At 59.1% G+C, this 21,493-nt stretch carries 24 protein-coding genes; 11 read left to right on the top strand and 13 right to left on the bottom strand.

Going from position 1 to position 21,493, the window contains the following annotated elements; translation table 11 throughout:
* Positions 1-11 precede the first annotated feature (11 nt).
* From nhaD to EAO82_RS03795, 5 genes are all read right to left on the bottom strand, one after another.
* The gene (gene nhaD, locus EAO82_RS03815; protein ID WP_096347341.1) at positions 12-1,268 is read right to left on the bottom strand and encodes a sodium:proton antiporter NhaD; all 1,257 of its coding nucleotides are present in this window, start codon (positions 1,266-1,268) and stop codon (positions 12-14) included.
* Between the two features lie 12 nt (positions 1,269-1,280).
* Entirely contained in the window at positions 1,281-2,414 is a 1,134-nt protein-coding gene (gene ribD / locus EAO82_RS03810) for a bifunctional diaminohydroxyphosphoribosylaminopyrimidine deaminase/5-amino-6-(5-phosphoribosylamino)uracil reductase RibD (RefSeq protein WP_096347340.1), read from the bottom strand.
* Positions 2,407-2,880 (bottom strand): transcriptional regulator NrdR, encoded by a 474-nt coding sequence (gene nrdR / locus EAO82_RS03805; RefSeq protein WP_096347339.1) that lies wholly within the window; start codon positions 2,878-2,880, stop codon positions 2,407-2,409. The genes ribD and nrdR overlap by 8 nt, the downstream gene beginning before the upstream one ends.
* A 120-nt stretch (positions 2,881-3,000) precedes the next feature.
* Complete coding sequence (locus EAO82_RS03800; protein ID WP_096347338.1) at positions 3,001-4,494, bottom strand: AMP-binding protein; 1,494 nt, start codon at positions 4,492-4,494, stop codon at positions 3,001-3,003.
* Positions 4,491-5,480, bottom strand: a complete 990-nt coding sequence (locus EAO82_RS03795; protein WP_096347337.1) for an NAD(P)H-dependent flavin oxidoreductase — start codon at positions 5,478-5,480, stop codon at positions 4,491-4,493. The genes EAO82_RS03800 and EAO82_RS03795 overlap by 4 nt, the downstream gene beginning before the upstream one ends.
* 130 nt (positions 5,481-5,610) lie before the next feature.
* Between EAO82_RS03795 and EAO82_RS03790 the strand changes: the two genes are divergently transcribed.
* The 7 genes from EAO82_RS03790 (at position 5,611) to EAO82_RS03760 (ending at position 11,545) form a co-directional block, all read left to right on the top strand.
* A complete protein-coding gene (locus EAO82_RS03790) occupies positions 5,611-6,516 on the top strand; it encodes a LysR family transcriptional regulator (RefSeq protein ID WP_096347336.1) in 906 nt (301 codons plus the stop codon).
* A 62-nt stretch (positions 6,517-6,578) separates the two neighbouring features.
* Positions 6,579-7,232 carry a class I SAM-dependent methyltransferase gene (locus tag EAO82_RS03785; protein ID WP_174958695.1) on the top strand — a complete coding sequence of 218 codons (654 nt, stop codon included), beginning with the start codon at positions 6,579-6,581 and terminating at the stop codon, positions 7,230-7,232.
* 117 nt (positions 7,233-7,349) lie between these two features.
* On the top strand, positions 7,350-8,240 hold the full coding sequence (gene trxA / locus EAO82_RS03780; RefSeq protein WP_096347334.1) for a thioredoxin: 891 nt from the start codon (positions 7,350-7,352) through the stop codon (positions 8,238-8,240).
* 115 nt (positions 8,241-8,355) lie between these two features.
* A complete protein-coding gene (locus EAO82_RS03775; protein WP_096347333.1) occupies positions 8,356-8,940 on the top strand; it encodes a DUF2796 domain-containing protein in 585 nt (194 codons plus the stop codon).
* Positions 8,941-9,036: 96 nt separating this feature from the next.
* Complete coding sequence (locus EAO82_RS03770) at positions 9,037-9,750, top strand: ATP-binding cassette domain-containing protein (RefSeq protein ID WP_096347332.1); 714 nt, start codon at positions 9,037-9,039, stop codon at positions 9,748-9,750.
* Positions 9,750-11,012 (top strand): ABC transporter permease, encoded by a 1,263-nt coding sequence (locus tag EAO82_RS03765; protein ID WP_096347331.1) that lies wholly within the window; start codon positions 9,750-9,752, stop codon positions 11,010-11,012. Before EAO82_RS03770 ends, EAO82_RS03765 begins: the two co-directional genes overlap by 1 nt.
* Before the next feature lie 11 nt (positions 11,013-11,023).
* Positions 11,024-11,545, top strand: coding sequence for a DUF3299 domain-containing protein (locus EAO82_RS03760; protein WP_410402944.1), 522 nt, complete (start codon positions 11,024-11,026; stop codon positions 11,543-11,545).
* Positions 11,546-11,578: 33 nt separating this feature from the next.
* Here the strand turns inward: EAO82_RS03760 and EAO82_RS03755 are convergent, their stop codons facing one another.
* The 6 genes from EAO82_RS03755 to EAO82_RS03730 are packed head-to-tail and all read right to left on the bottom strand — an operon-like array spanning position 11,579 to position 16,392.
* Complete coding sequence (locus EAO82_RS03755) at positions 11,579-12,658, bottom strand: tetratricopeptide repeat protein (protein WP_096347330.1); 1,080 nt, start codon at positions 12,656-12,658, stop codon at positions 11,579-11,581.
* Complete coding sequence (locus tag EAO82_RS03750; protein WP_096347329.1) at positions 12,658-13,335, bottom strand: energy transducer TonB; 678 nt, start codon at positions 13,333-13,335, stop codon at positions 12,658-12,660. Before EAO82_RS03750 ends, EAO82_RS03755 begins: the two co-directional genes overlap by 1 nt.
* Complete coding sequence (locus EAO82_RS03745; protein ID WP_096347328.1) at positions 13,335-13,754, bottom strand: ExbD/TolR family protein; 420 nt, start codon at positions 13,752-13,754, stop codon at positions 13,335-13,337. The genes EAO82_RS03750 and EAO82_RS03745 overlap by 1 nt, the downstream gene beginning before the upstream one ends.
* Positions 13,755-13,764: 10 nt before the next feature.
* Entirely contained in the window at positions 13,765-14,280 is a 516-nt protein-coding gene (locus EAO82_RS03740; RefSeq protein WP_096347327.1) for a MotA/TolQ/ExbB proton channel family protein, read from the bottom strand.
* Entirely contained in the window at positions 14,273-15,619 is a 1,347-nt protein-coding gene (locus tag EAO82_RS03735) for a MotA/TolQ/ExbB proton channel family protein (RefSeq protein WP_096347326.1), read from the bottom strand. Before EAO82_RS03735 ends, EAO82_RS03740 begins: the two co-directional genes overlap by 8 nt.
* Positions 15,616-16,392 (bottom strand): DUF3450 domain-containing protein, encoded by a 777-nt coding sequence (locus EAO82_RS03730; RefSeq protein WP_096347325.1) that lies wholly within the window; start codon positions 16,390-16,392, stop codon positions 15,616-15,618. Before EAO82_RS03730 ends, EAO82_RS03735 begins: the two co-directional genes overlap by 4 nt.
* 204 nt (positions 16,393-16,596) lie before the next feature.
* Here EAO82_RS03730 and EAO82_RS03725 point away from each other — a divergent pair, with 204 nt between their 5' ends.
* On the top strand, positions 16,597-17,262 hold the full coding sequence (locus EAO82_RS03725; RefSeq protein WP_096347324.1) for an OmpW family outer membrane protein: 666 nt from the start codon (positions 16,597-16,599) through the stop codon (positions 17,260-17,262).
* A 38-nt stretch (positions 17,263-17,300) separates the two neighbouring features.
* Here EAO82_RS03725 and EAO82_RS03720 read toward each other — a convergent pair whose 3' ends face one another.
* Together EAO82_RS03720 and EAO82_RS03715 are read right to left on the bottom strand one after the other, a co-directional pair.
* Positions 17,301-18,191, bottom strand: coding sequence for a sugar nucleotide-binding protein (locus tag EAO82_RS03720; RefSeq protein ID WP_174958692.1), 891 nt, complete (start codon positions 18,189-18,191; stop codon positions 17,301-17,303).
* Between the two features lie 92 nt (positions 18,192-18,283).
* Complete coding sequence (locus tag EAO82_RS03715; protein ID WP_096347322.1) at positions 18,284-18,961, bottom strand: histidine phosphatase family protein; 678 nt, start codon at positions 18,959-18,961, stop codon at positions 18,284-18,286.
* A gap of 308 nt (positions 18,962-19,269) precedes the next feature.
* On the opposite strand from EAO82_RS03715, the gene EAO82_RS03710 reads away from it, so the two are divergent.
* The 3 genes from EAO82_RS03710 to EAO82_RS03700 all read left to right on the top strand — a co-directional run bounded on the left by EAO82_RS03710 (position 19,270) and on the right by EAO82_RS03700 (position 21,455).
* Positions 19,270-19,782, top strand: coding sequence for a MaoC family dehydratase (locus EAO82_RS03710; protein ID WP_096347321.1), 513 nt, complete (start codon positions 19,270-19,272; stop codon positions 19,780-19,782).
* Positions 19,783-19,879: 97 nt separating this feature from the next.
* Positions 19,880-20,881: a TRAP transporter substrate-binding protein DctP gene (dctP, locus tag EAO82_RS03705; RefSeq protein WP_096347320.1), complete on the top strand. Its 1,002-nt coding sequence runs from the start codon at positions 19,880-19,882 to the stop codon at positions 20,879-20,881.
* Entirely contained in the window at positions 20,871-21,455 is a 585-nt protein-coding gene (locus tag EAO82_RS03700; RefSeq protein ID WP_096347319.1) for a TRAP transporter small permease, read from the top strand. The genes dctP and EAO82_RS03700 overlap by 11 nt, the downstream gene beginning before the upstream one ends.
* Positions 21,456-21,493 lie beyond the last annotated feature (38 nt).

Genomic DNA, 21,493 nt, shown 5'->3' with positions numbered 1-21,493 from the left:
GAAGGAAAGATTCAGCTGACCAGCAACCCTAGCCCGTACACTGCCAGAAAGCCAAAAGTGAAGGCGATAAACAGCAGGCCGAAGCTGCGCATATAGGTCATGAAGGTCAGCCCGGGCAGCTTGCTCATCGCAACAATACCCGCAGCGGAGCCAATTATAAGCAATGATCCCCCTACTCCGACAGCATAAGTCAGACCCATCCACTCGGCGGTGCCCATTTGCAGGTCGGATTTCAGCAAGGCGGCCGTCAGGGGAACGTTGTCGATCAGCGCCGACAACATGCCCATCAGGAAGTTGGCGAGCATTACCGGGACCACGTCATACAGAGCTGTCAGGCCTTGCAGCACGCCGATGAACTGCAACATGCCGACCAGCAGAAGCACGCCCAGGAAGAACAGCAATGTCTCGAACTCGATAGCGCGAACGTATTCCAGAATCGGATCGTTCTCGATGTCTTCATTGAAAAACCGTGCAATCAAAAACATCAGTGCCAGCCCGGTAAGGAACGTCAGAACAGGCGGAATCGAGTACAGCAAGCTGCCCAGAATGGTGCCGACAATGGTCAGTAGAAAAACCAGACCTATCACCTTATCAACACCACGCACCGGCTGCAGAGTGCCTTTCTCGATCACCACCTCGCCACTCAGGCCCACCGAAAGCAGTGCTGCCAACAGCATGACCGCCATAAAGGCCGGCAGCGCCAGCAACAACAAGTGGGTAATTTCCACCTTGTCGGCGAGGAAGATCATCAGGGTCGTGACGTCACCGGTAATCATCGCGACACCACCGGAGTTCACCGCAAACACGACCAGCGTGGCAAACCTCAGGGTTTTACGCAGTTCAAGCTTGAGGCTGAGTACCAGCGCCACCGAGACCAGCGTTGCAGTGATGTTGTCGGCGATCGAAGAGAAAACGAAACAGAACAGGCCGGTCAGGAACAGGAGCTTTCGCTCAGTGATCTGGCCAGGAAGAATGCTGTAGATGATGTTTTCAATCAGACCTTTCTTGTTCAGGTAAGCAACAAAGGTCATGGTCGCCAGCAGAAATAACCAGAGGCTGGCGATATCGGTAATGTTTTCCGTCAGCGCTTCGTTTACCTCACTTCGGAACGCCTCATCGGGGGCGGCAATAAACAACACCATCCACGCCAGAGCGCCAAAAAACAGTACCACCTTGGCCTTGTTAACGTGAATCAGCTCTTCAAGTACTACACCCAGAAACGCGGCTATCGCCATTAGAATCAGCAACCACTGAACTGCCATTTGCATGATGAAACACTCTCAGGAAGGGAAAACCGGTCGCGCCGTGATTCGCCAGTCACGGCCGACAACCCGCATGTCGGTCACTTCAAGCTGCATGGCCTCGGCCATGTTGTCGAAGGGCAATTCCAACAAGGGTCGCGCCCGGCTGCCCAGCAGCCTTGGCGCCATATACACCACTAACTCATCTACCAGCCCGGCATTGACGAACGCGCCTGCCAAGCGTGCTCCGGACTCCACCAGCACTTCATTGCAGCCTCTTTTTGCCAACTCCTGCAGCAGCGCCTTGAGGTCCACATACTCCTGCGCCTTATCCGGCAGGGTAAGGAGTTCGGCGCCAGCAAACACATAGCCCTGAACCCGACCGCGCAACAACTTGCAAGCCACCAGCAAGGGGCCCGCCTCACGGAACAGGCGATTTTCCAACGGCACGCGCAAGCGCCCATCGACCAACACCCGCAGTGGCTGCCGGGCCGCTGCGGCGGCCGCTTCTGCCTCAGGCAAGCCCAACTCGGCGGCACGCACTGTCAGGGCAGAATCATCCAGCAGCACCGCGTCGGCGCCGCTGATTACCGCACCGCTGCGCGCACGCAAGCGCTGCACGTCAGAGCGGGCGTCAGGCCCGGTTATCCACTGGCTTTCACCGCTGGCCATGGCCGTGCGGCCATCCAGGCTCATGGCCAACTTGACGCGCACATAGGGCATGCCGGTCTGCATGCGCTTGATGAAACCAGGGTTCAACGCGCGGGCTTCGGCTTCCTGAAGCCCGCATTCAACCTCAATACCTGCCTGTTGCAAGCGCGCCAAACCTTTGCCCGCGACCAGGGGATTGGGATCCTGCATGGCTGCCACTACGCGAGCGACACCCGCCTCAATCAAGGCGTCGGCACAGGGCGGGGTTTTGCCGGTGTGGCTACACGGCTCCAAGGTCACATAGGCCGTGGCCCCACGTGCCTGCGCGCCAGCCTGCGCCAGTGCATTGACTTCCGCGTGACCTTCGCCCGCGCGGGCATGCCAGCCCTCGCCGACAATCTCGCCATCACGTACCAGCACACAGCCAACACGGGGATTGGGTTCGGTGGTGTACAGGCCTTTATAGGCTAGCTGCAGTGCGCGGGCCATCATGCGGCTGTCGAGAGTGTCCTGATCAGGCATCCGGCTCGTCCTTGTCACGTCGTGAGAGGCGTTCGATTTCTTCGCGGAACTGGTTCAGATCCTGGAAGCGGCGGTAGACCGAGGCGAAACGAATATAAGCTACCTCATCAAGCTGCTTGAGTTCGTTCATGACCATCTCGCCGACCACCATCGCCTTCACTTCACGTTCACCGGTGGCGCGCAGACGGTGCTTGATATGGCCAATGGCAGCCTCGATCTGCTCGACACTGACCGGACGCTTTTCCAGTGCACGCAGCATGCCCGCGCGCAGCTTCTCCTCATCAAAGGGCTGACGACGGCCGTCACCCTTGATCAGGCGCGGCAGCACCAGCTCGGCGGTTTCAAAGGTAGTAAAGCGTTCCTGACAGGCCAGGCATTCGCGCCGCCGGCGTACCTGGTCGCCTTCGGCCACCAGACGCGAATCGATCACTTTGGTGTCATTGGCACCACAGAAGGGACAGTGCATAGCAGACTTCCTGTTGGGCATGCGCGGCACATCTTACTCCGATGTGCGCCGGGGTTAAATGACCGTCGCACCCCGGGATTGTGGCCTTTATGTATCCGCACTGCCCATGAGTCAGGAAAGTCAGTTGCCCTGTGGTGTGGCGTACGCATCCTTGAGCCTGCGCTTGGCAACTTTGCCGTTGTCATCGCGTGGCAGGCTGGCAACCAGATGGACTTGCCGCGGGGTCTTGTAGCTGGCCATGCGCTGGCGAATAAAGTTCTTTATCACCTCTTCATTCAGCGCAGGATCGGCAGTGGCGACCACCGCTACCAATGATTCGCCGTACTCGGCATCGGGCACACCGAATACTGCGCAGTCCGCCACACCCGGCAGGGTGATCAACTGATGCTCTATTTCTGCCGGGTATATGTTTACCCCACCGGAAATGACCATGTCTGACTTGCGGTCGCAGATAAACAGGTAGCCCTCCTCGTCCAGATAACCAATATCGCCCACGGTCGCCAGATCGCCCAGCCCGGCTTTGGAGCGCGCCTCGTCGTTGTTCAGATAGGTGAAGTCTGGCACGGCCGGCTGGCGTACATAGATCACGCCCGGCTCACCCAGCGGGCAATCATTGCCCTGCTCATCGATAATGCGAATACGCGTCTGGCCTATCGGCAAGCCGACGCTACCCGGTTTGCGGCGCGCCGAAACCGGGTCCTGGATGGTGATCATGCCGGTTTCGCTGGAGGCGTAGGTTTCATAAATGACCGGCCCCCACCAGTCGAGCATCGCCAGCTTTACATCCGGCGCACAGGGCGCGCCGGTCGATGCGACAAAACGTACCGAAGACAAATCGTACTGTGCCTTGATCTCCGCCGGCAGGCGCAACAGCCTTACATACATGATCGGCACTAAAAACACCGTATCGATGCGATATTGTTCGATCAGCGCCAGTGTCTGCTCGGCATCAAAGCGCGGCATCACGACCATCAGTTCAGCCTGCAAAATCGACTGCTGGGCAAAGGAGCTAGGGGCGCTGTGATAGAGCGGCGCCGACACCAACGTGCGCACCCCGGGCTCTATGCCCCAAGCGGCACGCGACAGCTCGCGCATGGCGGCGGCCATGGCTTCACGCTCCTCTACTGGAGGCGCCAGGCGCTTTACGCCCTTGGGCCGCCCGGTGGTGCCTGAGGTGTAAGCCATATGTGCCCGCGGCGTGCGCGGCTCACCAGCATAGGGCGCCTGTTCGGCCAGCCAGGTTTCATAGCGCAGGTGACCGGTGCGCAAGCTGCCACCGCCGCCATTGACCAGTACCACCACCCCGTCAGGAATGATGCCCGCCAGGTCGTCCAGCAGGTCGGCTTCAACCAGAAATACCTTGGCCGCCGAATCCTCTAACAAGAATGCCACCTCATCAGCCTTGAAGTGCCAATTGACCGGACAATAGAAGCAACCTGCTGTCTGGCAACTCTGGATTGCATCGATAAAAACCGGTCCATTGCGTAGCATCACGGCGATCACATCGCCGTCTTCAACGCCCAAGCGCGCCAGGCCACCAGCCAACTGCAGGGCGCGCTGCGCGACCTCATCACCACTGCGCTCCAGTTCGCCGCAGATCAGCTGTGCGGTCATGGCCGCTTACCGTAAGGGCTGGCGATCTGCTGCATCCGCGCAAGGGCGCTGGCGTATTCCTGCTCCAACTGGCTGACGGCCTCCGCGGTGGTGGTGACGCCAGCAATGCTGCCCACGCCCTGCCCAGCGCCCCAGATATCGCGCCAGGCCTTGCTCTTGTTACTGCCGCCCGAACCGAATTTCATGCTGCTCTTCTCGCCTTCGGGCAGGTTGTTCGGATCCATTCCGGCATTCTGAATGCTCGGCTTGAGATAGTTGCCGTGCACCCCGGTAAAGAGGTTGCTGTAGACGATGTCGTCCGCGGAGGTATCCACCAGCATCTGCTTGTAGGCGGCGTCGGCATTGGCTTCATGGGTGGCAATGAAGCGGGTGCCCATATAGGCCAGGTCTGCACCCATGGCCTGGGCAGCCAGAATCTGCTCGCCCTTGGAGATGGCGCCGGAAAGGATGATCGGGCCGTCGTAGAAAGCGCGAATTTCAGACACCAACGCAAAAGGACTGAGTTGCCCGGCATGCCCGCCTGCGCCAGCACAGACCAGAATCAGACCGTCGACACCCGCTTCTATGGCTTTTTTTGCGTGCTTTACGTTAATTACGTCGTGGAAAACCAGGCCGCCATAACTGTGGATCGGTCCTACCACCTCATCCGGCGCGCGCAAGCTGGTGATGATGATAGGCACCTTGTATTTCACGCACATTTCCACATCGTGCTGCAGGCGGTCGTTGCTGCTGTGCACTATCTGGTTGACGGCAAAGGGCGCGACCACGGCATCCGGATTGGCCGCCTGGTACTCGGCCAATTCGCTGGTAATGCGCTTGAGCCACACTTCCAGCTCCTCGGCCGGCCGTGCGTTCAGCGCCGGGAAGGACCCGACCACGCCAGCCTTGCACTGGGCAATCACCAGGTCAGGGTTGGAGATGATAAACAGCGGCGAGCAGATAACCGGTAGCTTGAGCGAGTTCTGCAGAACGGCGGGAAGACTCATTGTTGTTCTCCTTGGACTAAGTCATGTATCGACAACATCAAAATTTAACGTGCCTGGACTATAGAAGCTGGCTGGTTGATCTACAATATCCGCCAACGAGCCCAAACTGTTTACAAATAGGCAACAATAGGTGGATATCAAAACCCTGCAGTTCATCTGCGCCGTGGTCGAAGCCGGCAGCATGAGCAGCGCCGCGCGCCGCCTCGGCACATCACGCTCGCATGTCAGCCGCAGACTCAAGGCGCTGGAGCAAAGCATTCAGGTGCAGCTGTTCCGGCGCACCACGCGCCGGGTGGAACCCACACAAATAGGCTGGGCGTTGTACGAGCATGCCGCGCGTATCAGCCAGGAGCTCAATGCCCTGCAGGCCACGGTGGACGACCTGGGCAAGAACCTGCGCGGGCATATCAGGCTCAGCGTGCCGGTCGCACTGGGGCAACAAGTGGTCGGCCCCTTGTTACTGGAATTCGCCAACCTCTATCCAGAGGTTAGCCTGCAGCTAACCTTCAGCAATCGGATTTTTGATCTGGTGGCGGCCGAGATTGACGTCGCTATCCGCGTTACCTCGACTCCGCCCGACGCTCTGGTTGCCCGCGACCTGGGCCCGGTCGATTGGGCGCTGTGTGCCAGTCCTGCTTATCTTCGGGCGCACGGCACACCGCAGGAACCGGAGGACCTGCTGCAACTCGACATGGTCAGCGTCAACGTGCCGGACCAGCGCCTGCCGCTGGAGCTATTCGACGGCCGCGAGACCCGCACGTTGACCCTGCGCCCGCGACTGCAGACCGAAGACATGCTGTTCCTCAAACGGGCGGCTCTGGCCGATATTGGCTGCGCCCTCCTGCCGCTCTACAGTGTGCAACAGGAGCTGGACAGCGGCGAGCTGCTACGCCTGCTGCCCGATCAGCGCGTGCGGGTCAGCGCCTGGGGGGATCAGCTGTACCTGTTGACCGCGCCCAACCTCTACCCGACCTTGGCCACGCGCACCCTGATCGAGTTCCTGCACAGCCGCCTGCGCGCCTCTCTGCCGATTTGACTGGGCTGCGAGGATGCAAGCACCGACGTTACAATAGCTCCCCTGTCACTATGGACTACCCCATGACGCTAGCCGCCCTGAACGCCGAACTGCATCAGGTTCTGTCTGATGCACAACTGGTTACCACCCGCCTGCCGGGTTTGCCAGAACTGCAGCTGTGGCTGCTTGATCCTGCCAATTTGAATCGCGCCTTCAGTAGCGAGGAAACCCGACAGCTGCTGGACCAGCCGCCCTACTGGAGCTTCTGCTGGGGCAGCGGCCTGGCGCTGGCACGCTGGATCCTGGATAACCCACAGCAGGTCCGTGGCATGCGGGTACTGGATTTTGGCAGCGGCTCGGGCATCGTGGCCATTGCCTGCGCCATGGCCGGTGCGCGGCAAAGTATTGCTTGCGACCTGGACCCGCAGGCGCAAAGCGCCTGCGCCCTGAATGCGCAATTGAACGGCGTGCCCCTGACCCTGGCGGCGGATTACTTTGCGGTGACCGGCGTGATCGATCTGATTATCGCTGCGGACGTCCTTTACGACAGTGATAACCGCATGTTTCTTGAGCATTTCCGCCAGCGCGCACCCCGCGCCATTCTGGCCGATTCACGGGTGCGCGATCTGCAGCACCCAGGCTATACGCGTTTGGACACTCTGCACGGCCAGACCTGGCCGGACCTGGGTGAACCCGAGGCGTTCCGGCAGGTAGCCCTGTATGGCACTGTCGCCTGACGGCACTGAAGGAAGATCTGCACTTTTGTCAGCTGTTCGGCCCTGGCACCAACGCAGCCTTGATTTCAGCCGCACGCAACCCCACTATCGCCTGATTATTCCTGCGATGGACAATCCATGAGCCAGTCATCCTATATTTTCGACGTGACCGAAGAGACCTTCGATCGTTACGTGCTGGAAAATTCTTTTCACAAGCCGGTGTTGGTCGACTTTTGGGCAGACTGGTGCGCGCCATGCAAAGCCCTGATGCCGGTGCTGGCAAGTATTACCGAGAGTTACGCCGGCGAACTGTTAATGGCCAAGGTCGACTGTGACGCCGAGGCAGGATTGAGTGAACGCTTTGGCATTCGCAGCCTGCCGACTGTCGTGTTGTTCAAGGATGGCCAACCGGTTGAGGGGTTTGCCGGCATGCAACCAGAAAGTGCCATCCGAGCGTTGCTTGAGCCCCATGTCAGCCTGCCACCGTTGCCCGACGCCGAGGGCGGGGATAGCGAAGCTGATATCAGCGCGCAGGTGGACGCCCTGCTGCTGAATGGCGGTTGCGTGCAGGCTATCGCCTTGCTGCAGCAAGCCATGACCATTGAGCCCAGCGACAAGCTGCGGCTGCTGCTGGGACACGCCTACAGCGACAATGACCAACTGGAGGAGGCAGAGCAGGTGCTGGCTGAGGTGACTGATCGCGAGGCACACAAGCTCCCGCTAAAAAACCTGCAAGCCGAGATCGGCTTTCGACGCCAGGCACACGACTTCCCCGCTGAGGCGCTCTTGCTTGAGCGGCTGAAACATAGCCCGCAAGACAGTGAAGCCACTTTCCAGCTGGCGATTCTCAAGCTCGCCCATCAGGATCACGAGCTCGCTCTGGCCCATTTGTTAAGCCTGTTTCAGCATGACCGGAGTTATGCCGACGGCGCTGCGCAGCGCACCTTGCTGGAGGTTTTTGACATTCTGGGTAGCGAGCATCCACTGACCACTCAATACCGCCGCAAGCTTTACCAGGCCCTGTACTGACAGGGCCGTAGCGTTTACCTGGCGCGTCGATAGTGAAAGTGGCCTTGCTTGAAAAAATGTAATAAGATAACGTTCCTTTTAACAATGCGTTATCCCCTTTGCTGCGAGGCCTATCATGCGCCCTACCCCTTTTATCATTGGCAGCCTGCTGGCCGTCATTTCCGTTGCCAGCGCGGCACATGACCATGACGAGCACGGCCATGAGCACGAAAGTTTATCCGCGCACGAGCATGGCGTAGGGTCCTTGAACCTGGTGGTCGATGGTGGTGAAGTGGCCATCGAGCTGGTCTCCCCCGCGAACAACCTGCTGGGCTTCGAACACCTGCCGGCCAGCAAAGCAGACAAAGCCAAGGTCAAAGCGCTTCAAGCACAACTGAATGACGCTAGCAGCCTGTTTGTCTTCCCCGCCGCCGCTGACTGCAGCCTTGAAGAAGTCGAATTGAGCAGCCCGCTGTTCGAGACAGAGGACGGCCATGAGCATGAACATGAACATGAACATTCCGACGAATCGGCTGAATCCCACGCAGATATTCAAGCGCACTTTCATTTCAACTGTACTCAGGAAGCCGCACTCGACCAGATTCAGGTCGCACTGTTCAGCGCCTTCCCCGGCACCGAACGGTTGCTACTGCAGGCAATCGGCCCCAAGGGCCAGCAGGGTGGCGAGCTAACCGCGACACAGAACCTGATCCGTTTCTGATATTTGCACGCCCCCGCGCGCCTGCCGACTCCGGGTAGGCGCGCCAGCCTATCGCTGATAGGCTTGAATCCCTCTTTTGCGAGCTCTTTTGAAGCCATGAATTCCGTCATTATTGACCTGGATGCTGCGACCTACGCCTGGCCCGGGCAACCTCCTCTGCTGGATATCAAACACTTGCAGCTGCTGGCCGGCGAGCGAGTGTTTCTAAAGGGGCCGTCAGGCAGCGGCAAAACCACATTGCTCGGTCTGCTGGGTGGCGTCTATCTACCGGACCAGGGTCAGATCACCTTGCTGGGCAAAAATATGGCCGGCATGTCCGCCGCTGAGCGCGACCGTTTTCGCGCCGATCACACCGGCTATATTTTTCAAATGTTCAACTTGTTGCCCTACCTGTCGGTGGTAGAGAACGTCACTCTGCCTTGCCATTTTTCCCGTGTGCGCCGCGAGCGTGCGCTGAAGCGTCACGATGGGCTGGCCTCGGCGGCACTGCATCTGCTGCACAGCCTTGGACTGTCTGATAACGCTCTGCTGGATCGCTCGGTCAACGAGCTGTCCATTGGTCAACAGCAGCGGGTTGCCGCAGCGCGCGCACTGATCGGCAGCCCCGAACTGGTGATTGCCGACGAGCCGACCTCTGCACTCGACGCCGATAGCCGCGAAGCTTTTTTGCGACTGTTGTTCGCCGAATGCAGCGCCGCTGGCAGCAGCTTGCTGTTTGTCAGTCATGATGCGTCGCTGGAGCCGCTGTTTGACCGCGCGCTGTCGCTGCGCGACATCAATCTGGCCGCGCAGCCGCAGGAGGTGTGTTGATGTATCTGTTGCGCCTGGCGATCAAGAGTTTGGGCAACCGCCGCTTTTCTGCTCTGTTGACGGTGATCGCCATCGGTTTGAGCGTCACCTTGTTATTAGCCGTGGAAAAAGTGCGCACTGAAGCGCGCAGCAGTTTCGCCAGCACCATTTCCGGTACCGACCTGATTGTCGGCGCCCGATCCGGATCAGTGCAGTTACTGCTGTACTCGGTGTTTCGCATCGGCAATGCGACCAACAACGTACGCTGGGACAGCTTCGAGCACTTCGCCTCGCATCCGCGGGTGGACTGGGCTATCCCCCTTTCGCTAGGTGACTCGCACCGCGGTTTCAAAGTGATGGGCACCAACCAGAGCTATTTCGACCACTACCGGCATGGCCGCGACCAGGCACTGACCTTTACCGCTGGCGCGCCTTTCGATGACTTGTACGACGCGGTGATCGGGGCTGATATTGCTCGCGAGCTAGGTTATGAACTGGGCACCGAACTGGTATTGGCCCATGGAACCGGCGCGGTGAGCTTCGTCGATCACGGGGATAAGCCTTTTCAGGTCAGCGGCGTTCTGGCGCGCACAGGAACGCCAGTAGACCGCACGATTCATATCAGTCTGGAAGGTATGCAAGCCCTGCATGTGGACTGGCAGCAAGGCATGCCAGCGCGCGGAGCAGCGGCAGTCAGCGCCGAGGATGCGCGCGAACTGGACCTGACGCCCACTGCGATTACCGCCATCTTGCTGGGGCTGAATAACCGCATCAGCACCTTCGCCGTGCAGCGCGAGGTCAATCAATACGGCGGCGAACCCTTGCAAGCCGTGCTACCGGGGGTGGCGTTACAAGAGTTATGGAGCTTGCTCGGCATGGCAGAAAAAGCCCTGTTCATCGTTTCGGTCTTCGTGGTCCTGACCGGGCTGGTGGGCATGCTCACGGCGATCCTCAGCAGCCTCAACGAACGCCGACGGGAGATGGCCATCCTGCGTTCGGTCGGAGCACGACCGCGCCACGTATTTGCGCTGCTCCTGCTGGAAGCCGCTAGCTTGGCCATCGCCGGCATCCTGCTGGGGCTGGGCTTGCTCTATCTGGGCCTGTGGATTGGCCAGCCATTGATCCTCTCGCAATACGGCCTGTTCATCGCGATCACGCCGCCAGGGCTGTATGAATGGACGCTATTGGGCGCTATTCTACTGGCCAGCATTCTGATGGGCAGCGTGCCCGCGTGGCGCGCCTATCGCCAATCATTGGCTGACGGCCTGTCGATTCGAACCTGATGAGGTATTTCATGCGTACTTGTGTCGCCCTGATCGGCGCTGCCCTGCTTGCGTGCTACACGATGCCGGCTCTGGCTGTCGAAGAGCTGGCCTGGGGCGACCTGGTGCCCCCGGAAGCTCGGGACGTCATGGGCTCACCGCAGCCCACACACGACCTATCGGCATTGGCCGATACCCTGAGTGATGAGGAGTTTGGTGATCCGGCCGTGCAGGTAGAGCCGGCCGCGCCGGTGGTAGCGGAACTGAATGGCCGTGAGGTAAAGCTCCCTGGCTACATAGTGCCGCTCGGCATCAATGATGACGGCGTGGTGAACGAGTTTCTCCTGGTGCCGTACTTTGGGGCCTGCATCCATGTGCCGCCACCGCCGTCCAACCAGACCGTGTATGTACAAAGCGAGACGGGCATCAAGCTGGAGGCGCTGTATCAACCTTTCTGGATTACCGGGTCGATGCAGGTCGAAGCGGTGGAAAGCGATCTGGCCAACGCCGGTTACAAGATTGCCAACGCCAGCATTGAGCCCTACACCTACTGAGCGCGACTCTGAGTGCGCGCCAGCCGCGTGGTTTTAACCTTCTTCCTGCGCCTGACGGGCGTAACTGGCCCACTGATTAAGCGTACGGCGTTGCTCGGCACTGGCGGCGGGACGGGCCAGCTCAAGGCTGCTCAACAATTCCTCCCAATCACCCTGGTTGAGCTGAATGGCTGCTACACGTAGCCAATGGTCAGCCCGGCCAGAGCTGCGCGCCAACGCCGTCCAAGCGGATTTGGCTCGATCGTGATCGCGGGCTTGCTGCCATAATTGCGCCAGACGTTCCTGCCGGGCGCCATTGGCCGCTAATAGCTGCCGTTTGAGCAGCGCTTCCAGTAGCCTGGCGGCCTGCCAGGGGGCGCCGGCATTGACCTGCAGCGCAACCAGATTATCCAGGTCCTGGGCCTTGAAACGAATGCCAGCTTCATAGGCCAATCGCAGCGTACCCGCAGCGGCGCGCTGGCGCTTATCGAGACTCTGCATACCGGCCAACTGTCGCCAGTATTCAGCGTTGCCCGGCTCGCGCTTAAGCAGTACTTTCAACCAGCGCTCCGCCGCCTCATACCGCTGCAGCCGATAATTCATACCCACCAGCAATTGATACCAGACGGCGTCAGCGCCCGGCTCCTCACGCACCACCTGCTCGGCCAAGGGCAATGCCTTGCTGTACTGCTCCAGCTGGTTATACAGCTGCACCAACAGCCGCCGATTCTCGGGTGGCAAAGAACCCGCTGCCAATTCGGTTTCCAACAGAGCTGCGGCTTCGCGCGCCTGCCCTTCAGCAGCCAGCAACTGCGCCAGATTGCGCCGATCCTGGCTGGCGGCTTCGGCATCCAGTTGTTCACGGCTTAACGCTTTGCGCAGCCAGCCGATAGCTTCGGCGTTGCGATCACGGGCAATCGCCAGGTAACCCAGGCGCTGTTCGACCAACGCCTGCTCGATGCTGCCGTCAGTGGCCTGCTCCAGGGCCGCACGCAAGCTGTTACCCGCGGCACTGTAATCACCGTTTTGTTGCGCCTGCTGGGCTTTATTCAGCGCCGCAAAAGCAGCCGGATCGATCGACTGCGCCTGTACTGCTGCGCCCCAGAGCATGAGTAGCATGATGAGAGCACGCATCAGCGACCTCCATCCAGACGGAAATAGAGTGTTTTGGTGGCCTCACGCGCCACCGCCTGGCCATTCTCCCGGCGTGGCGCAAAGCGCCAGCGGCTGGCTGCCCGCCGGGCTTCACGATCAAAGACCCCGGGTGGTTTGGCGTCAGACACGCGCAAGTTTTCCACCCGGCCCTCGGCGGTGATGGTAAAGGCCAACGTCACCTCGCCTTCGATGCCCGAAGCCAATGCGCGCTGCGGGTAGTTGGGCGGCACATCGGTCAGCGGGGTAACCTCTTCCGATACCGAGGGTGAAGAGTCCGGCGGTGGCGCGGCGGGCTGCGGCGCGGCCTCAACCTGCGCGGCTGTCAACCCTGCCAGGGACGGCGCGCTGCTGACCTGAATCTGGGTCGGTACATTAGGCACGCTGATATTCAGATCCATGGCGGCGCTGACCTGGGGCTGCGGCGGGGTCGGCTGCACTGGCGGCTGATCGGGTGGTTGCGGCCGGTCCGGTGCTTCGCGCTGCTGACGTTCGCGACTGTCGCTCTGAGTATCGCTGACCGAACGCACGAAACTGACCCGCGCCAGCTCTTCCACCGGGTCCGCGTCATCCCTTGGCGGCATCACCAGCACCAACATCAGCGCGAACAGCGCCAAGGCGACCAACAACGCCGCGACAAAACTCAGGGCCAGACGCATCAGCGACCCTCAGTTCCGGCCGTCGCGGCCAGCGCTACATCCTGCACACCGGCAAGGCGGATCTGATCCATCACCTGGATCACCAGGCCGCTGCGCGATTCGCGATCAGCCTGCACCACCACTGAACTATCCGGCTGGTCGACACGCATGCGCTCGACAGCCGCCCGCAAGGCGCGCACATCGACCTGCTGGCGGTCAATCCAGATCTCGCCATTGGCGCTCACGGCCACCAGAATATTACCTTTTGGCTGCTCGCTGGCGCTGGCTGCCGAGGGACTGTCAACCGTAATCCCCGACTCCTTGATAAAAGAGCTGGTGACGATAAAGAAAATCAGCATGATAAAAACGATATCCAGCATCGGGGTCATATCGATCCCGGCTTCTTCGTCATTACCCGTATGGTGCCTGCGCATTCGCATGGACTACTTCCTATTCAAAACGCAGTCGGTCATTGAGCCGCTGCAAGGCCCGGCGTGATTGCTGATCCAGTCGTGCCAGGCAGAACAAACCACTGATGGCGATGACCATGCCGGCCATGGTCGGCACGGTGGCGCGGGACACACCCGCCGCCATGGCCCGTGGGTTACCGTTGCCGCTCAGGGCCATCACGTCGAATACTTCAATCATGCCGCTGACCGTACCCAGCAAGCCAAGCAACGGACAAAGTGCGATCAATACGCGCACCATCGGCAGAAACCGGCCGAGGTGTTGATGAGCACGAGACAACCAGGCCGCGCGGATATGCCGTGCCGCCGGGCTGGTGCGATCTGCACGCGCCAGCCAGCGTTGCTGCAGTTGCCCCGCCTCCGTGGGGAAGACCCTGGCCAGAAACCATAGCCGCTCAACCATCAGCGTCCAGAGCAGTACAGTGACCAGCAGAATGCTCCACAGCACCCAGCCACCGCTGTCCAGGAAGTCCCTGAGCAGCCAAAACCCCTCAGCCATCTCGCGGCTCCTCGCCACCCAGATGCAGCGCGATCAAACCGGCACTCTGCTGTTCCAGCAACTGGATCAAGGCCTTACTGCGTGCGGCGACCAGGCTATGCATGAACAGCAGCGGAATCGCCACTACCAGACCCAGCACCGTCGTCACCAATGCCTGAGAGATACCCTCCGCCATCAATTTCGGATCGCCTGTACCAAACAGGGTGATCGCCTGAAAGGTCGCGATCATGCCCGTCACTGTACCCAGCAGACCCAATAGCGGTGCGACTGCCGCAAGCAGTTTGATCAACCCCTGCCAGCGCTCCAGCGAAGGTGTTTCCTTGAGAATGGCCTCGTCCAGTTTGAGCTCCAGCGTGTCCAGTTGGTCGAGCTTGGGACGACTGCCGATTACTCCCAATACGCGGCCCAACGGGTTGTTTCGATTGAGGTTTCCCAGGTCCGCGACCTGGCGATCCACTCGCTGACTGGTGCGTTGCAGCCAACCGAGACGCCAGAGTGCCAGCACCAAACCCAGCACACCCAAAGCGATGATCACATAACCCACTACGCCACCCTGATGAACACGTTCGATCAGGCTCGGGGTTTGCTGCAATTGCTGGATCACGTTGCCCCGGGTTGGATCAACCTGCAGATCGGCGAGCTCGCTACGAGGCTGCGTGAACTCATCGATCAAACCGCTACCTTCCGGCTGCCGCGGCGCTACCAGCAAGCGCTCGGTATCGGCCTGATAGAGCAGATAATCGTCGCCTTGCAGCGCGACAAAGGGGCCCACTCTGACCACTGGCAGCACTCGCTGCTCACCATCGCGGCCGACCACTGGCGCCTCGAAGCGGCTGATTTTGCCGCTGGCGGTCATATCCTGTTGCAACAGGTACCAGAAGTTTTCCAGTGCCTCTACCGTCGGAATACCGCGGCTGGCCGAGAGGCTTTCCAACGTCTGCATGCGCTCGGGGAACTGCATGTTCAGCAACGAATCCTGCCACTGACTCTGCGTGTCGCCCGCCGTCTGACGGACCACGCCGAACAGTTCGCCCAGATTGCCGCTGCGCTGCTCAAGTTCAGCTTCCACTTCAGCCAAAGCCGTTTCCAGGCGATCAAACTCGGCCTTGAGCCGATCTGCTTCTGCCTTGACTGGTGCCAACGCCTGCTCGGCCTCGCGCATGCGCCGCTGCTGCTGGTCGCGCTCGGCAATAAAGCGTGATTCACGCTCTTGCATGGCGCTCTGCTCGCTGCTGCGCACGTCGCGGATGTTGCGCAAAAGATCATCCAGGCTTGCCGGCTGAGCCAGGCTCATCGGTGCCAGCAAGGCCAGAGACAAGCCAATTAATAGATGCTTCATGGCTGGCTCTCCTGCGGGCTTGATTGCTCTGAGACGGGGGGCAAGGGCAGACGCAGCATCATCGGTGTCTGCTGTTGACGCGCCATGCGCATGCCCTGCTCCATGGTGCGGCGATACTCGTTAGGCAGCGGCGTCCAGGCCTGGCTTTCAGCATCCCAATAGCCTTGCTCGCGCCCATCCAGGCTCTGATAGAAGAACATCACGCGGCCCAGACGCAGATAGTCGACCACCCGCACACTGTCGCCCTGTTCCAGGCTGCCGCGCCAGGCTTCAAGTGTGCGGCCGTAATCACTTTCAATCTGATAGGCCTCGATCAGCCGGCGGTATTTCTCCGCCACACTGACATCCGAGCGCAGCATCAAATCCCGCAGCTGGTCGATGCGTTCGCCGCGCTCTTCGGGCAGAAAGGGAAGGTCCAGCGCAACGAACTGCTCCAGCGAATCGAGCATGCGCTGCATTAGCGGCAGCAGTTCGCGCTGGGTGTCTTCGATACTGCTGAGCTGGCCTTCAAGGCTTTCCAGCTCGGCCTGCTGCGCGGCGACCATGTCGCCCAGGCGGGTGTTGTACTCACCTAACTGTTCGCGCTGCTGAACCGCTTCACGATAGCGCAGCAGCGCCTCGCGTGTTGCATCGTCCAATTGCTCGATACGCTGCTGAGAACCCTGAGCATCACGCATCAAAGCCTCGCTCTCGTCCAGCGCCCGATCAGTAACGTCCTGCGCCACTACTGCCGCTGGCAGCATGACCGCCAGCAGTAACCAAACCGCTCTCATCCATACTCTCCAGAGTATCCGTGCCTGAGAATCAGGCGACTTAAAAGAGAAGCATTATCATTTACTCACAAGCAGAGTTCAAGTGCTAATACGCCTGCGGCAGACGGTCGCAGCCCTCCCGAGGCAATTCTTGCTTCAGATCAATAAGCGGGTTCAACGCGATCACTACCATGGCGCCATTATCACAAGCCCAGGAGTTACCTCATGTCTCGTTGCACTACTCAACTGGCCGCCGGCCTACTGCTTATCCCCGCCCTGTTGGCCACCTCGGCGGTCTACGCGCATCAAGCCGGCGATACCATCGTTCGCGTTGGCGTGGCGGCTGTCGACCCTCAGGAGAACAGCGATGATGTGATCATCGGTGGCGCGAACACAGGATTGGAAGTAGGTGTCGACAGTGACGTGCAAGTGGGTATTACCGGCACTTACATGCTCACGGACAAGTACGGTATTGGCATTCTCGCCGCTACGCCGTTCAGTCACGACATCAACCTGAACGGCGTGGGCAAGCTGGCCGACATCAAGCATCTACCCCCTACCCTAACGCTGCAATACTTCCCGATGGGGGCAGGCGCGGCCCTGCAGCCCTATGTGGGCGCGGGCCTGAACTACACCACGTTCTTTAGCGAAGATTTCACTTCGGCCAATAAAGCGGCCGGATTCAGTGATCTGTCGCTAAGCGATTCATGGGGCTTGGCACTCGAGGCCGGCGTGGATTATCAGCTAACCGACAAGGTGTTGCTGAACGCCTCGGTATGGCATGTGGATATCGATACCGAAGCCACTTTCAAGGTCGGCGGAGCACCAGCCAAGGTGGATGTGGAAATTGATCCATGGGTGTACATGCTTGCTCTGGGTTACAAGTTCTAAGCACGCAGAGGATGATGTGAACGGCCGCCAGGCGGCCGTTATTCTGCTTTGCTATTGGGCGGCACACTGGCCAATAGCTCAGGTAGCTGCGCGCGCCAGGCGCGAGGCTTGATACCAAAAGCCATCAATAGCCGACGGCTGCTCAATACCGCATTCTGCGGCTCCCATGCGCTATCCAATTGTTGATCGAATGGCACGGAACGGATCGTCGGCACGCTATCAAGCTGCTTGGTCGCCAACAACTCCTGCGCCAGACTTTTCACGAAACTGATCCAACTGGACGCCTCACTGCTGCCATAGTGATAGGTGCCATATAACGGCGCATCACAATCCAGCTGTTTGAGGATCGCCAGTACCACACGGGCGGCATCGTTTACCGGGGTTGGGTTACCCCGCCACTCCTCCGCCAGCAGCATCGGCTCACCGCTGCGCAACTGCTGCAAAAGCCCGGCAAGCTGCCCGTCGGGTGAGCCATCCAGCACCCAGCCCAGGCGTAGCATGATGTGCCGCGCGCAATGGTCCTTGAGCTGTTTCTCCATATCCACATGCAACTGTCCCAGCGCATCGCCAGGCGCCAGCGCGTCCTTCTCGGTATAGGCCGTGGTCTTCAAACCATCGAACACTCGCGCACTGGAAAGCAGAAACAACAAGCTGTCTGCCTGTTTGCTCAGCGCTATCAGCTCCTTGCCGAACTTGCGCTGCAGTGCCAGATTGTCGCCGTCATTGGACCCCAGCTGGAAGTGCTGATGGTAAAAAGCCAGATTGACTACCGCATCTGGCTGATACTCGGTAAACCAGTGCTTGAGCTGCTCTGCCTTCCAACCTTGCTCTGGACGCTCAACCGCATCAATGGCTATCTCTTCGGCTGCCGCCAGACGCAGTACCGCCTGACCCATCAGGGAGTCTGCGCCCAACAACAGAATGCGCATTCGCATATCTTGACCTTATCGTTTAAACCACTATTCCTGACTGCATTTTGCAACCTTCAGGCCCTCAGGTCACGCGGCAGTTTAAACCTCTTTCAGGTATAGGTGATTAACGCTTGCAGCTCAGCGCTATCCAGGTGCGGCACACTGTTGAAACTGCTCAGGCGCATATTGTGCTGATTGAATACACAATGAATCAGTGCGGTATTACGCGTCTGCAGATTCAGCTCGACCATGGTCTCGCTCGGCGCCTGCAGCAACTGACGCACCAGCATGGCGATTGCACCACCCGAGCTGACGGCAAGCACCCGCTGGCCTTTGTACTGGGCCATGATGTGCTGACGCACATCGAGCAAACGCTGCTCGAATGTTTGCCAGGTCTCCGGGAGCTGGCCTTGCAGACCGCCCTGCGACCAGAGCACGATGGCTTTCTTCAACCGTTTGAAAAAATCCGCAACAGCCGGCTTTTCAGGTAGGGCCTGATCGGGGAACTGCGCGAGATACGCCTGCAGAATCGAATGGAAGTCGAACTCGTTTAGTTCGGTGAACACCTCGAAACCCGATGCGGGCTGCCCAAGCCCTTGGCAAATACCCTCGGCCGTTTCCCGATGACGAACCATATCGCCGGTCAGAATGCGGTCAAACTGCATGTCCCGCCGCAGAAAATACTCGCCCAGCAAGCGCGCCTGCTGATGCCCCAGCTCGGAGAGTTGATCGTAGTTGCTGGAGCCGAAAGAGGCCTGGCCGTGGCGGACAAAATAGATTTCAGACATCGAAGATCCTCGGGTTGCTGCTCCTGAAACAAGGGCCTCCCCTCATACGCAGCCTGGTTTACAGCTAACGATGAGTCGTCAGCGCGGCGCCCAATCTTAACCTTGCAATTAGAAGCGTCAACGTCAAGGTCCCCTAATCAGCCTGCCGTAACCATACACATTGATGACCGTGATGCGCAGGGTAACAACCAACCCTTTTTCACCGAACACCAGTATCGACGCCTGTAAAGAGTTGACTTTGGATAAAATCCGAATATATCCTGTTGTCCGGACAACATGACATCCAAACAAATACAAAGGAAACCAGCATGAGCGTAAGAAAGATTGGTGAGCAACGTTATCGGGGTCAAATCGGTCGTTATTTCGAAGAGTTCGAAATTGGCGATATCTACGAGCATCGTCCCGGCCGCACGCTGACAGACACGGACAATATCCAGTTCTCGTTGATGACCATGAACAATCACCCGATGCACTGTGATGCCGCATTCGCGGAAAAGAGCGAATTCGGCAAGCTGCTTATCAACAGCGGCTTGAGTCTGGCAGTGGTATTGGGGATGACCGTCCCGGATGTCAGCGGCAAGGCCGTCGCCAACCTTGGCTGGAACGACATAAAGCTGACCGCGCCGGTTTTTGCCGGTGACACCATCTACGCCGAATCCGAAGTACTCGACAAGCGCGAGTCAAAGTCCCGACCTAACCAGGGCATCATTACGGTCAAGACGCTGGGCAAGAAAGCTGACGGCACAATCTTCATGTCGTTTGAACGCAACGTATTGATTCAGAAACGTGAAGGCAGCACGGACGACGCCGCCAACTACTGAGGTGCACGACCGCTGACGCCGGAATATACAACCCGCTGGCAGGCTAGAAAGACTGAAACATCGTACCTCTCAACAATAACAATTGAGGATGAGTTCCATGAAAAAGCTCCATAGCTTCATTACCGCCGCCATTACCTCTTGTTCGCTGGCCCTGGGTGCTCACGCCCAGGCGGTTGAACTGGTTCTACCCAACGAGGTATCTACCACCCACTGGAAAAATCAGTATATGCAGGAGTTCGCCAAGAAAGTCGGCGAGCGCACCAATGGCGAGATCGACGTCAAGGTGTTTCCGGCAGGCCAGCTCTATACCGACCAGGATGCCGTCGCAGCCTTGGGTACCGGCGCGGTGCATATGGTCTGGCCGGTGTCGGTAAGAATCGAAACCATAGAGCGGCGCACTGGCGCCATCAACCTGCCCTTCGCGCTTAGCGATGAGTTGATGAACAACCAGTGCTATGCCAAGGGCATCACCCAGTTGATGTCGGACTACGTCGAGCCTCGCAACCTGAAGATTCTGGGTCTGCTCTGCGCGTCAGACCTGTTCTTTATTTTCAGCGACCTTGAAGCGAAGAAACTGGAAGACCTCGCCGGAACCAAAATACGGGTGATTGGCGGCCGCGTGTTCCTGGAAACCATCAAGTCATTGGGCGCCAGCCCGGTGTCGATGCCCGCCTCGGAAATGAGCAGCGCTCTGGGCCAAGGCGCCATTGACGGGGTCTTCACCTCGGCAGGCGGTTGGGCCGAGATGATCGGCATGACCGGCAAGCATGCTTTGTACGTGCCTAACTTCTCGCTCACCACCTATGCCGTCACAGTAGACAACGGCTGGTTCTCCAGCCTGCCGCAATCGCAACAGGATGCCATCTCGCAAACCATTGACGAGATCGTCGCCAAACAATGGAAAGAGGTTGTCTCTGAAGAAGAGGAGCTGATTGATCGGATGGTCGCTCAGGGCGCCACTTTTCATACCGTCGACGAAGAGGAAAGTGAGCGCTGGAGGACCCTGTCAGAACGCAATGTCGAGCTGTTCGCTGAAGAGTATCCGGACGTGCTGCCGAAGATGAAGGCGGTACAGCAGGAGTGCATCGATGAAGGCTGATCATAACGCCAGCACTCCTACCGCTAGCGCTGATCAAAGCCAGGGAGCCCGCCGCAAGGCGGGGCTCTGGCAGGTCATCGAATCCAGAGTCCTGATGAATATCGCCACCGTCATGTTTCTGTTGTCGTGCGGCGTGATGCTGTTCGAGGGATCTTCGCGTGCGTTTTTCGATTCCAGTTCGTTCTGGGCCGAAGAAAGCGTTCGCTACCTCATGGTCTGGGCTTTTTTTCTGACTCTGGGCATGGCGGGCCGCGCAGGACACCATATTCGTACCGATCTGCTGGTGGCCCATCTTGGCCCGAAAATGCGGCGGGTCATGAACCTGCTGGCCAGCCTGCTGGGCATCGGCTTTTGCGGCCTGCTGTTCGCTGCAGCCGTTCCCCAACTGATCCGCTACCACTCAATGGGCATGATGACCGAGTCAAACCTCGACCTGCCGCTGTGGGCGCTATTCATGGTCATGCCGATTGGCGCGCTGATCTTCATGCTCTATTACATCGGCTGCCTGGTCCGGGTGATCAAGGATGAAGATCCCTTCATCGTTGAAGACTCCAACCATGGCCCGCAGATATAGGACGAACCAGAACAATGCTAATACTCCTGGCTCTGATA

Source organism: Halopseudomonas pelagia (assembly GCF_009497895.1).
GTDB classification, from domain to species: domain Bacteria; phylum Pseudomonadota; class Gammaproteobacteria; order Pseudomonadales; family Pseudomonadaceae; genus Halopseudomonas; species Halopseudomonas pelagia_A.
This window is presented reverse-complemented; position numbering and strand designations above follow the sequence as displayed.